We start from the raw sequence: 11,426 nt of genomic DNA on the forward strand, positions 1-11,426 counted from the left end.
CATCGGCCACAAGAGCCCGGGACCGTGCGCGTAACGGAACGGACCCGCCACGATGCGTGAGAATCCGGGTGCCCTTCCGGCCGCACGGACCACCACCCGGCAAAGGTCACGAAAATGTATCGGGCAAATCGAACATCAACCTTCACAGGGGCACCACGCATTGGCTAGCGTCTCCGGCGGGTGCCCCGTACCCCCTTGAGGCGAACCGCGCCGCACGGGCGCCCCCGCCGAATCCGTACTTCCCCGACGGGACCCGGAACCGGGGACCCACACGCAGCACCGGGGTGAATCGGTCCGCCTCCACCGGACCGTAGGGCAGCCTTCCGTTCCGCCCGCCCCCTCCCCCAGTCCCTGAACGGCCTGGGGAGGGACCCCCATCGCTGACCCAATAGGCGGTCCACGGAAGGAGATGCCGGCCTTGGCGTCGCATCGCAAGCCCCGTACCCGGGTGCGTACCACCCCTGCCGTCGGTCTCACGACGGCGGCGCTCGCCTCCGTCACCCTGCTCTCCACGCAGAGCGCGACGGCCGCCCCCAGCGAGCCCAAGCCCGGTATCGAGGAAGTACAGAAGAAGGTCGACGACCTCTACCGGCAGGCCGGCACCGCGACTCAGCACTACAACAAGGCGAAGACCGCGTCGGCCGAGCAGCGCTCCGAGGTCGACGCCCTCCTGGAGGCCGCGGCAAAGCGGGCCGACAAACTCAACGAGACGCGCCGGGAGCTGGGCAGCTACGCCGCCGCGCAGTACCGCAGCGGCTCGATCGCCCCGACCGCGACGTTCTTCCTCGCGGACGACCCCCAGGCGTACTTCGACCAGGACCAGCTGATGGCCCGGATGACCAGCCGGCAGCAGAAGGCGGTCGCCGACTTCCGTACGCAGCAGAAGGAAGCGGCGGCGAAGCGCGTCGAGGCGACGAAGAGCCTCGAAGCGCTCACCGCGTCGCAGGAATCGCTGCGCACCAGCAAGCAGCAGGTGCAGGCGAAGCTCACCGAGGCACGCTCCCTGCTGTCGAAGCTGACCGCCGAGGAGAAGGCACGGCTCGCGGAGCTGGAACGCGAGAAGGAGGCCGAGGCCCGGCGCAAGGCCGAGGAGCTGGCCCGGCAGCAGGCCGCCGCGGAGGAGAAGGCCGAGGAGGCCGCCAAGGAGGAGGCCGCGCAGGAGGAGCCCGGCACGGGCACCGGGACAGGCGACACGGGCGGCTCAGGCAGTGGCTCCGACAGCGGCTACGCCACGAAGGCCGAGAAGGTCCTGGCCTTCGCCGCCGCCCAGATCGGCAAGCCGTACGTCTGGGGGGCGACGGGCCCGTCCTCGTACGACTGCTCCGGGCTCACCCAGGCCGCCTGGAAGGAGGCGGGCGTCGATCTGCCGCGCACCACCTGGGACCAGGTCGAGGTCGGCACCCGGGTGGCCACGGCGGATCTGCGGCCGGGGGACCTGGTCTTCTTCTACGACGACATCAGCCACGTCGGCATCTACAAGGGCGACGGCATGATGATCCACGCACCGAAGCCGGGTGCGAACGTCCGCGAGGAGTCGATCTACTACATGCCGATCTACGGCAGCGTGCGCCCGGCCTGACCCGGCGGGAGGGGGCGGCCGACGGGCCGCCCCCTCCCCCTCGTCCGTCGTACGCGCCCGCTCAGGTCCAGAGCGTGGCGATGAAGATGTTGGCGACCGTCAGCCCGCCGACCGCGGCGAACGCGCCCTTGCCCGCCTTCTCCTCGTCCCGCTTCACGTAGACGAGCGCCAGGATCACGATCAGGACCAACAGCTTGATGCCGATCTTGACGTTGTTCACGCTCTGGTCGTCGGCCTGGTTGAGCCCGACCAGCGCGACACCCGTGACGAGCATGGTGAGCGCACCGTGCAGCATGGCCGGGACGAAGCGCGCCGTGCCCTCGCCCATGGCCTTCATCTGTGTCAGGAAGCCGCCCAGCAGGCAGGCGATACCGATGATGTGCAGGGCCACGAAGACATTGATGAGTACGTCCATGGCCGCAGCCTAACCGCGCCCATACCACCACTCTTCGGCCAGGTACGACTTACCGATGAATGCACTCCGGGACTGCACGAATTGCCGGACTCCGGCTGTTTTTTCCGGTCATTCGAGGGAAACGAAACAGCACATGAGGGCAATAGCTGTCATTACACCTCTTCCTCGTGCGCCGGGTTTAGCGTCCCTCCCAGGTGACCGGTTCCACACCCACCGCCCCCGTACCGGGCGGTGCCCGGTCGCCCCGCCAGGAATCCGGCGGCGGGCCACTCCCCCTGTGACGGCCCGCCCCGGACCCGGCGGGCCGGCCGGTACCCCCCGGCAGGCAGTCGAACGGAAGGACGCACCGCTCCCGTGGCCGCCGATCGGAAAGCCGCTCACCGCAAGCCCAAGCAGCGCCTGTTCAACGGGCCTGCTGCCCGCACCGCAGCCACCCTCGCCCTGGCGGGGGCGGCGACCGCGACCGCCCTCGAAGGCGCCGCCCAGGCCGACCCCCAGCTCACCCCGGCCCAGGTGGAGGGCAAGGTCGACCGGCTGTACCACGACGCCGAGGTGGCGACCGAGAAGTACAACGGTGCGAAGGAGAAGGCGACCGCCTCCGAGAAGGCCCTCGACACCCTGCGCGACGAGGCCGCCCGCAGGACCGAACGCCTCAACACCGCCCGCGACGCCCTCGGCGCGTACGCCACCGCGCAGTACCGCAGCGCGGGCATCGACCCCGCTGTCCGGCTGATCCTCTCCTCCGACCCCGACGAGTACCTGGAGCGTGCCTCCTACGAGGACCGGGCAGGCGACCGCCAGGCCGGCGCGCTCAACGGCGTGCGCCGGCAGATCAGCGACCTCGCGCAGCTCCGCGCCCGGGCCCAGGACGAGCTGGCGGCCCTCACCTCCCGCCGGGCGGAGCTGAAGGAGCACAAGGACGCGGTCCACGCCAAGCTCGCCGACGCCCGGAAACTCCTGGCCACCCTCACCGCCGACCAGCGCGCCGCCTACGAACGCTCGGCCGGCGGCAGCGCCGTCCGGGCCGACCGGGGCGTTCCGCGCGGCTCCGTCGCCGCCCCCAACGCCCGTGCGGCGCAGGCCGTCGCCTTCGCGTACGGGGCCCTCGGCAAGCCGTACGTCTGGGGAGCCACCGGCCCCGCCTCCTTCGACTGCTCCGGTCTCACCCAGGCCGCCTGGCGGGACGCGGGCGTGTCCCTGCCCCGCACCACGTACACGCAGATCAACGCCGGCCAACGGGTCTCCCGCTCCGAACTCGCCCCCGGGGACCTGGTGTTCTTCTACCCCGGCGTCACCCACGTCGGGCTCTACATCGGCGGCGGCCAGATGATCCACGCCCCGCGCCCGGGAGCCCCGGTCCGCATCGCGCCGATCAGCGAAATGCCCTTCGCGGGAGCGACCCGTGTCGCTTAGGCTCCATGGCCTTCGGCCACTGCCGTAACTGCCATAACGCAGAGGGCTCAGACCAGCCGTCGCGCAGTCGCCCACCGGGTCAGCTCGTGCCGGTTGGAGAGCTGGAGCTTGCGCAGCACGGCCGAGACATGGGACTCGACCGTCTTCACCGAGATGAACAGCTGCTTGGCGATCTCCTTGTACGCGTACCCGCGCGCGATCAGCCGCAGCACCTCGCGCTCGCGCTGCGTCAGCCGGTCCAGGTCCTCGTCGACCGGCGGCGCGTCCGTCGAGGCGAAGGCGTCGAGGACGAAGCCGGCCAGCCGCGGCGAGAACACCGCGTCGCCGTCCTGGACCCGGAAGACGGAGTCGACCAGGTCGGCGCCGGTGATGGTCTTGGTGACGTAGCCGCGGGCGCCGCCGCGGATGACGCCGATGACGTCCTCGGCGGCGTCCGAGACGGACAGCGCCAGGAAGCGCACCGGGTTCTCGACCGCGCCCATCATCGGGGCGCAGCGCCGCAGCACCTCGACACCGCCGCCGCCCGGGAGGTGGACGTCGAGGAGGACGACCTCGGGGCGGGTCGCGGTGATGACGGTGACCGCCTGGTCGACGTCGGCGGCCTCGCCGACGACCTCGACCCCGGTCTCCTCCGTGCGGCCGATCTCGGCCTGGACCCCGGTGCGGAACATCCGGTGGTCGTCGACGAGCACGACCCGTACCCGGCGCTCCGGGCCTCCGGTCGCTTCGGTGTTCTCGGTCATTCGCTCGCCCTCTCCATCTCCAGCTCGACTTCCGTGCCCCCGTCGGGCACCGAACGCAGCCGTGCCGTACCGCCGTTGCGCTGCATCCGGCCGATGATCGATTCCCGTACGCCCATCCTGTCGTCCGGGACGGCGTCCAGGTCGAAGCCCGGCCCCCGGTCCCGTACGGAGACGAAGACCGTGCGGCCCTCTACCTCCGCGTACACCTGGACGGCACCGCCCTCGCCACCGTACTTGGCGGCGTTGACCATCGCCTCGCGCGCTGCCTGCATCTGGGCCGCCAGCTTCTCGTCGAGCGGGCAGTCCCCGACGACGACGACCTCCAGCGGAACGCCGTGCTTGTCCTCCACCTCGGCGGCGGCGCGCTTGACGGCGTCGGCGAGGCTCGTCGGCTCCTCGGCCTCCTCCTTGCCGGTGCCCTCCGGGTTGTACAGCCAGTTCCGCAGCTCCCGCTCCTGGGCGCGGGCGAGCCTCCGCACCTCGCCGCCGTCGTCCGCGTTGCGCTGGATCAGTGTGAGCGTGTGCAGGACGGAGTCATGGACATGGGCGGCGACTTCGGCGCGCTCCTGGGCCCGGATGCGCATCAGGCGTTCCTCGGAGAGGTCCTGCGTCATCCGTACGAGATAGGGGCCCGCGAGCAGCGCGATGCCGGTGAGTACGGCGACGGCGGCGGTCAGCGCGGTGCCGAGCTGGGCCGCCGATCCCCGCACCACCATGAAGGCGGCGAGCCCGAGGCCGACGAGCGCGACGCCGGCCAGCCCCCGGGCCAGGTGCAGCACCCGGCGGTGGCGTCCGGCCTCCATCCAGCGGGCGCGGCGCGCGTTGTCCGCCTGGCGCCACACCAGGACCGAGCCGCCGCCGATCAGCAGCGCTGGCCAGACGTAACGGTCGGCCTCGCTGCCCATGTCGACACTGCCGACGAAGATCACCGCGCCGAAGAGCAGCGCCACCAGGGCGAACACCTGGCCCTGGTCCGGCTTACGGAGTCTGCGCCGGCCGTCCGGGGCGGTCTCGAAGAAGGAGCGAGATGTCTCGACCCCGCCGACGCCGAGCGGCACGACGATCCAGAACACCGCGTAGAGCAGGGCGCCGAGGCCGTCCGCGAAGAACAGACCGAGGAACACGAACCGGACCCAGGCGACGGGCAGCCCCAGATGCCCCGCGAGCCCGCGCGCGACGCCGCCGAGCATCCGTCCGTCGGCGCTGCGGTACAGCTTGCGCGGCGCCGGCTCCTCCGGTTCCGGGGCGTGCGAGCTCGGGGCTCTGGTCGTGGCTGCTGGCATGCACCGATCGTCACACGTTCCGGCGGGTCGTGGCATCAGGGTCTGCCCGGACGCGACCCTGAGGCCGAGGACGTACGGGCCGGCCCCGGGGCCCTGACACGCAATATCAGGGATCGGCCAGGGTCGTCGCGGGTCCCACGAAGGCGTACGGCCCGTCACCATGGAGCCATGACCGTTCCCCAGGACGCCTCCCCCGGCGTCACTCCGCCTCCCGAGCCGGCACCGCAGCTGCGGCGCAGCCCACGGCAGAAGGTCGTGGCCGGTGTGTGCGGCGGGCTCGGCCGGTACTGCGACGTGGACCCGGTGATCTTCCGGATCGTGCTCGGCGTCCTCGCGGTCACGGGCGGCGTCGGCCTGATCTTCTACGGCTTCGCGTGGCTGCTTCTCCCCGTGGAGGGCGAGGACGAGAACGAGGCGCGCCGGCTGCTGTCGGGCCGGGTCGAGGGCGCCTCCCTGATCGCGCTGCTGCTGGCCCTGGTGGGCTGCGGGCTGCTGCTGTCGATGCTGCACAACCGCGGGATGCTCGCCTTCGCCGCGATGCTGTCGCTGAGCGTCATCGGCTTCTCGGTCTGGACACAGCACCGCAGGGCGGTCCCGCCCGAGCACGCCCCGGGTACGGCGGCCAAGCAGACCGCCGGGAGCCCGGCGCACACCGCAGGCCACGGGGCTGCCCCACCCGAGGTGAAGGCACCGCCCACGCCGGGCAGCCCGTCCTGGTGGCGGGACCCGATCGTCAAGGACGGCACCACGGGCCCGCCGGGGACCGGCTATCTGTGGGGCCCCGCGAACGCGTCGCCGCAGGCGGCGGAGTTCGGCAGGAGCGGTCCGACGCCTGACGCCCCGTACCGCCCGCCCTACCGCGCACCGGGCACCGGGGGCCCTCGGTCGATCGGCGGGATCGTCTTCCTGCTCGCCCTGCTCGCGGGCGGCCTGGGCACGGGACTGAGCTGGGACACCCATCCGCTGGGGACGAGCCTGCAGATCGGTCTCACGGCGGCGCTCGGGGTGTTCGCCCTGGGCCTGGTGACCGCCTCCTTCGTCGGCAGGACCGGCTTCGGCACGATCGTGCTGGCCGTGATCACGGCGGGGCTGCTGGCGGGAGCCTCCGCCGTACCCGAGGAGATCGGCACCGACTGGGTCCGGAAGGAATGGCGTCCGGCCTCGGTCGCGTCGGTCCAGCCGCAGTACAAGCTGAGCACCGGGATAGCCGAGCTCGACCTGTCCCGGATCACCGTGGCGAAGGGCGACACCGTGCGTACCCGTGTCCAGGTCGCCGTGGGCCGCGCGCTCGTCGTCGTACCGGAGGGTGTGACGGTGAAGGTGGTCGCCGAGGCCGGTCTCGGCGACATCCAGTTCCCGTCCGACCGGCGCAAGGACGTGGACATCGCCCCCGGCCGGAAGACGGAGCGGACCATCGAGCCCTCCGGGGACAGCAAGCCCGCCGGCACCGTGGAGCTGGGCATGGGCATCGGCATCGGACAGTTGGAGGTCACCCGTGCCGCGTCATGAGTTCCGGCCGGGCCGCGCGGTGGCGGGCCTCGTCATGCTGACCCTGGCGGGCGGCTACGCGGCGGACGCGGCGGGGGCGTGGAACATCCCGTGGTCGTTCGTCGCCGCCGTGTTCTTCGGCGGCCTCTGGCTCGCGGTGACGGTGACCTGGGTGAGCTACCGGCTGCGGCGGCGCCACACGCGTAAGGCACCGGCGGAGGACTCGGCGGCGACGCGGGCCGCCCCCCTCCCGTAACGGGCGGCGGGCGGCGGGCGGCGCGACGACGGGAGGCTCAGCCCAGGCCCTGGGCCCGCCGACGGCGTACGGCGATGAGGGTGCCCGCGCCCACGGCCACCGCTGCGGCAGCCGCGCCACCGAGCGCCAGGGTCGTCGACGAGGAGCCGGTGGCCGCCAGGCTGCCGCCGGTCGTCGACGATCCGGCACCACCGGTCGTGGAGGCGCCGTTGCCGCCGGTGGTGGTGGATGAGGAGGAGCCGGCACCCGTGGACGAGGTTCCGCCGTCGTCCCCGCCGGCCGGGCTGCCGCCGGCCGAGCCCGTGGAGCCCGTCGAGCCCGTGGAGGCCGTCGATCCGGCCGTCGTCCCCGCCGACCCGCCGTCCGTGACGTCCAGCGTGATGTCGGCCCTGTCATTGCCCTTGTCGGGGTCGAACGGCCGCGCCTCGGTGCTCAGGGCCACGGAGCCCACGGCACCCTCCACCTTCTTGTCGATCTTCAACTGGAAGGTGTAGGTCTCGCCGCCGCCCTCGTGGACCCACCGCTGGCCGGTGCCGCAGACGTACGCCTCGCCCTCGGCCTCGCAGTACCCGTGGGGCTTGACGACCGACGTCCCTGCGGGCGGTGTGATCCGGACCTCGACGAGCGGGTCCCCCTCCCTGGTCAGCGTCCAGGCGGGCCCGGCGTTGGTGAACTTCGCCTTCAGCGTCACCGTGTCTCCGACGCGGCCCTTCAGGTCGGCGCCCGTCACCTGGTAGTCGGCCGTGTTGACGGTGGAGACCGACACATCGACGGCGTCCTCGGTGGCCTCGCCCCCGTCCGGCTGCTCGACGAGCGCCACCGCCGGCGCGGTCCCGGCCACCGGAGGCGTGGCGGCGTCGTCCGGCGCCGGCTCGGTGTCCCACACGCTCACGCGCAGGTCGTCCTCGAGCGCGCGGTCCAGCACCTTGACGGCGAGGGGCTTCTCGGGCGTGTAGGCGACACCGGGCTCCAGCGCCTGGTCGAACGCGCACACCACGTTCGACTTCGCTGTCATCTCGTCGTAGGACGGGACCTCGTACGCTTGGCAGTTGGACGGTATGTCCGCGTAGTCGAGGCCCCGGGTGACGGAGTGGACGACCCACGCCTTGTCCGCGGCCTTCGTGCCCTTGTTCGCGACTGTGACCGGCTGGTCGAAGCTGCTGCCGGGCTGCACGCCGTCGATCGGCGCGATGTCTCCCACGACCAGTTCGGCGGCGGCCTCATCGGCGGCGGCAGGCGTCGCGCCCAGCGCGAGGAGTCCGGCGGCGCCCAGCGCGGCGACGGCGGTACGGGAGGTGCGGCGGATGTGAGGGAAAATCAGCATGAGAGAACCTCTGCGGAACGCGGGTGAACGGATGATGTCCTATGGGGGAACAGTCCTTCACCGTCCAAGACACCTGTGGGCACCGATCGGTTGCGCGAGCAAGGGCCGCAGAGGCCGGCGGGACGTCCCTAGAACCGCCCGCGCCGGCCGCCCCGCAGCGCGTCCAGTGACCAGTGGGGTGCTCCCGCCATCAACAGCGGCAGCCAGGCGATGAGGTAGACCAGGTCGTTGCCGTAGTAGTACGGCTCGGTCTGCCAGCTCACGGTCAGCCACAGACTCAGCGAGATCAGCGCCCCGCCGAGCGCCGCGAGCCGCGTCCACAGGCCCGCCAGGGTGCCGAGGCCCACGAGGAGTTCACCGATCGCGATGGCGTAGCCGAAGCCTTCGGGGCTCTCCAGCGCCAGGTCCACGAGGCCCGGCACGGCCGCGCTGTCGCGTACGGCGTTCATCACCTCGCCGAGGGATCCGGCACCGCTCGCCGACAGGAACGCGCTGTCGGTCAGCTTGTCGAGCCCCGCGTAGACGAACGTGACACCGAGGAAGATCCGCAGGGGAAGGAGCGCGTACTGCCGCGCCCGGTCCCGGACACCCCTCGGCTCCTCCGGTCCGTAGGAACCACCGCCGTACCCGTGCATCGCTGTCCCGCCTTCCGTTGGCCTTTCAACAGACCATACGTACGCCGGTTCGGGACCGCCCACCAGGGCCCGGGGTCAGTCCGTGACATCGATGAGGCAGGAATTCGTCTCCACGCCCGCCGCCGTGACGACCTGCACCTCCACCGAGCCGGGTTCCACCTCGACGGGAACGGGCACGGTGAGCACGGTGTCCGCCGGATTGGCGAAGCCTCCGGTGACCGGGATCAGGGGTACGTGCACGTGCACCGGGCCGATTCTGACGACCACCCGTGCCAGCCGGTCGGGGCTGCCCGCGCCGGGCGGGACGAATCCGGCGCCACGGATCTCGATGTCGTCACCGGTCCGGATCGAAGCGTCCAGATCCCCCGCCTCCCGGGCACGGACGACCGAGAGGATGACCGGTCGGCCGCCCTCCGCGTACTTCCCGGCGAAGTACGTCGCCGTGGAGACGGCCACCAGGACCGCCAGGCCCCACGGCAGATCCGGCAGTTGCTCGGGGCGGCGGGCCAGCCGGACAGCGGCGAACAGCACGGCGACGGCGCTGATGAGGACGTACTGCACATCGGTGAAGCTGCCGCGCCCGGAGTCGTCGGTCAGCAGATCCGCGGCCCGCGGCCGGTCCGCGCGCAGCTTCTGGAGTCGCTGGCCCAGCACGCGCACGGTCACCACCCGGCGTACGACGACGGCGACGGCGCACACCAGCGCGAGCACGGTCAGCACGCCGGCCGAGCGGACCAGGTCCAGGCCCTCGATCAGGGCGTCACGGTCGGCGGGGTCGGACGCCCCGGCCAGTTGCAGGGCGAGGACGAGCACGGCGAAGACGGCGAGCAGCACCCAGGAGGCGGCGACGGTGCGTGAGGTGGAGAGCCTGTTGTCCTCGCCGATCAGCGGGGCGAGGAGGCCGCCGCGCTCCCGGTGGAGGCGGGCGGCGCCGGTCAGCAGGCCCGCCGTGACGAGCCCGGCGACGAGACCCGCGGTGCGGGCCGTGGACCAGCCGACGCCGATGGCGGTGACGGACTCGCCGATGACGAGCAGGGCGACGCCACCCCAGACGACCACGAGGGTGCGCACCCAGAGGGTGTGGAGCCAGGCGTCACCGGCCTCGCGGCTGCGCTCGGCGACGGCACGGGCCGACTCGGTCAGCTCGTCCGACACCCACTGCCGGGAGGCGGACACGGACTGGGCGACCCCGGCGGGCAGCCCCTGCCCGGAAGCGAGTTCGTCCCGCTTGGTGAGGAAGGCCGCCACCGCGCGCCGGTGTCCTTCACGTGCTCCGTGCGGGCAGTCGCCGCACGTACAGCCACCGCCGTGCGCACTCATCGCCCTCGCCTCGTCCAACGCCACGGAGAACGCCGCCCTTTCCCGCCCCGGTACAACCAACTCGCCTCTTAATTCTGCGAATTGTGCCGTACGGGGCGACTCCGCCCCTCATCGGGGCGGCCCGGGGGCACCTCTTGTACAAAAGTGCGATTGTCAGGCGCTGAGCACGAGGTAGGCGAGGCCCAGCGTCCCCCGGTATCCGCCGTAGTAACCGGTGCGGCGGGCATCGACGGCCGCGGTCACCGGGGCGTGCAGCCGGTGACCGGGATGGGCCAGTGCCCAGCGCTCGCCCCGGCCGATGTTGGCGGCGGACTCGAAGAGGTCCCACTCGCGCTGATCGGCCACGGTCACCTGGAGCGGCCGGAGCCCGGCCGCCTCCGCCTTCCGGATCAGGTCCAGGAGCGGCCCGAAGTCGTCCGGCTCCGCGCCGAGGCCCTCCAGCGCGGCCGGCGAGGGCTCACGCTCCCAGAACCCGTCCCCGAACAGCACCCGGCCACCGGGGCGTACGGCGGCGCGCAGGGCCTCCAGTGCCTCCGGGGCGCCGCCGGGCCAGGCGTGCGCGGCACCGACGGAGACGGCGAGGTCGTAACCGTCCCCCGCGTACTCGGCGGCGGGCACCTCATGGAACCGCACCCGGCCGGTGAGCCCACGCGCCTCTGCCAGCCGGAGCCCTCGCGCCACGGCTCCCGGGTCGGTCTCGATGCCGTCCCCCGTGGAGCCGGGCGCCGTCTCGACCAGGCGCATCAGCAGCTCGCCCCAACCGCTGCCGAAGTCGGCGATCCGCGCCCCGGGGGCGGGTGCGCAGGCCGCGATCAGGTGGGCCGCGTGCTCCTCGGACAGCGGGGTGTTCCAGGTGAGGCCGTCGTTGCCGGGGGCGGACATGAGGTCGCGGACTTCTTCGTCATACATGGTGGTGCACCATGCCACGGGCCGAGAGGCGGAGCCACCGAAATTAGCGCGGGGGCCGGTT

General features: G+C 72.3%; 11 protein-coding genes. 4 read left to right on the forward strand and 7 right to left on the reverse strand.

The genetic code is table 11. From position 1 onward, the window contains the following. Positions 1–409: 409 nt before the first annotated feature. Positions 410–1,579, forward strand: coding sequence for a C40 family peptidase (locus tag ABT001_RS15960; protein ID WP_351277278.1), 1,170 nt, complete (start codon positions 410–412; stop codon positions 1,577–1,579). Positions 1,580–1,640: 61 nt separating this feature from the next. Here ABT001_RS15960 and ABT001_RS15965 read toward each other — a convergent pair whose 3' ends face one another. Then, the gene (locus tag ABT001_RS15965) at positions 1,641–1,994 is read right to left on the reverse strand and encodes a hypothetical protein (protein ID WP_351277281.1); all 354 of its coding nucleotides are present in this window, start codon (positions 1,992–1,994) and stop codon (positions 1,641–1,643) included. Between the two features lie 354 nt (positions 1,995–2,348). On the opposite strand from ABT001_RS15965, the gene ABT001_RS15970 reads away from it, so the two are divergent. Further along, positions 2,349–3,407 (forward strand): C40 family peptidase, encoded by a 1,059-nt coding sequence (locus tag ABT001_RS15970; protein WP_351277284.1) that lies wholly within the window; start codon positions 2,349–2,351, stop codon positions 3,405–3,407. Between the two features lie 47 nt (positions 3,408–3,454). Here the strand turns inward: ABT001_RS15970 and ABT001_RS15975 are convergent, their stop codons facing one another. Next, on the reverse strand, positions 3,455–4,150 hold the full coding sequence (locus ABT001_RS15975; protein WP_103516958.1) for a LuxR C-terminal-related transcriptional regulator: 696 nt from the start codon (positions 4,148–4,150) through the stop codon (positions 3,455–3,457). After that, complete coding sequence (locus ABT001_RS15980) at positions 4,147–5,433, reverse strand: PspC domain-containing protein (RefSeq protein ID WP_351277287.1); 1,287 nt, start codon at positions 5,431–5,433, stop codon at positions 4,147–4,149. The genes ABT001_RS15975 and ABT001_RS15980 overlap by 4 nt, the downstream gene beginning before the upstream one ends. A 168-nt stretch (positions 5,434–5,601) precedes the next feature. On the opposite strand from ABT001_RS15980, the gene ABT001_RS15985 reads away from it, so the two are divergent. Both ABT001_RS15985 and ABT001_RS15990 read left to right on the forward strand, forming a co-directional pair. Beyond that, positions 5,602–6,942 carry a PspC domain-containing protein gene (locus ABT001_RS15985; protein WP_351277290.1) on the forward strand — a complete coding sequence of 447 codons (1,341 nt, stop codon included), beginning with the start codon at positions 5,602–5,604 and terminating at the stop codon, positions 6,940–6,942. Further along, positions 6,929–7,177 carry a hypothetical protein gene (locus ABT001_RS15990; RefSeq protein WP_351277293.1) on the forward strand — a complete coding sequence of 83 codons (249 nt, stop codon included), beginning with the start codon at positions 6,929–6,931 and terminating at the stop codon, positions 7,175–7,177. The genes ABT001_RS15985 and ABT001_RS15990 overlap by 14 nt, the downstream gene beginning before the upstream one ends. Before the next feature lie 37 nt (positions 7,178–7,214). Here ABT001_RS15990 and ABT001_RS15995 read toward each other — a convergent pair whose 3' ends face one another. From ABT001_RS15995 to ABT001_RS16010, 4 genes are all read right to left on the reverse strand, one after another. Continuing rightward, positions 7,215–8,501, reverse strand: a complete 1,287-nt coding sequence (locus ABT001_RS15995) for an LPXTG cell wall anchor domain-containing protein (protein WP_351277296.1) — start codon at positions 8,499–8,501, stop codon at positions 7,215–7,217. Between the two features lie 128 nt (positions 8,502–8,629). Further along, a complete protein-coding gene (locus tag ABT001_RS16000; protein WP_351277299.1) occupies positions 8,630–9,136 on the reverse strand; it encodes a DoxX family protein in 507 nt (168 codons plus the stop codon). Between the two features lie 75 nt (positions 9,137–9,211). Next, the gene (locus tag ABT001_RS16005) at positions 9,212–10,480 is read right to left on the reverse strand and encodes a hypothetical protein (protein ID WP_351277302.1); all 1,269 of its coding nucleotides are present in this window, start codon (positions 10,478–10,480) and stop codon (positions 9,212–9,214) included. A 129-nt stretch (positions 10,481–10,609) separates the two neighbouring features. Continuing rightward, positions 10,610–11,365 carry an SAM-dependent methyltransferase gene (locus ABT001_RS16010; protein ID WP_351277305.1) on the reverse strand — a complete coding sequence of 252 codons (756 nt, stop codon included), beginning with the start codon at positions 11,363–11,365 and terminating at the stop codon, positions 10,610–10,612. Positions 11,366–11,426 lie beyond the last annotated feature (61 nt).

Origin of the sequence: Streptomyces sp. NPDC002793, assembly GCF_040295485.1 — a bacterium.
Taxonomy (GTDB): domain Bacteria; phylum Actinomycetota; class Actinomycetes; order Streptomycetales; family Streptomycetaceae; genus Streptomyces.

Bases quoted from the DNA above. Each gene is read 5' to 3' on its own strand.
- ABT001_RS15980 (WP_351277287.1), bottom strand. From the start codon at position 5,433: ATGCCAGCAGCCACGACCAGAGCCCCGAGCTCGCACGCCCCGGAACCG.
- ABT001_RS15995 (WP_351277296.1), bottom strand. From the start codon at position 8,501: ATGCTGATTTTCCCTCACATCCGCCGCACCTCCCGTACCGCCGTCGCC.
- ABT001_RS15985 (WP_351277290.1), top strand. From the start codon at position 5,602: ATGACCGTTCCCCAGGACGCCTCCCCCGGCGTCACTCCGCCTCCCGAG.
- ABT001_RS15975 (WP_103516958.1), bottom strand. From the start codon at position 4,150: ATGACCGAGAACACCGAAGCGACCGGAGGCCCGGAGCGCCGGGTACGG.
- ABT001_RS16010 (WP_351277305.1), bottom strand. From the start codon at position 11,365: ATGTATGACGAAGAAGTCCGCGACCTCATGTCCGCCCCCGGCAACGAC.
- ABT001_RS16000 (WP_351277299.1), bottom strand. From the start codon at position 9,136: ATGCACGGGTACGGCGGTGGTTCCTACGGACCGGAGGAGCCGAGGGGT.
- ABT001_RS15965 (WP_351277281.1), bottom strand. From the start codon at position 1,994: ATGGACGTACTCATCAATGTCTTCGTGGCCCTGCACATCATCGGTATC.
- ABT001_RS15960 (WP_351277278.1), top strand. From the start codon at position 410: ATGCCGGCCTTGGCGTCGCATCGCAAGCCCCGTACCCGGGTGCGTACC.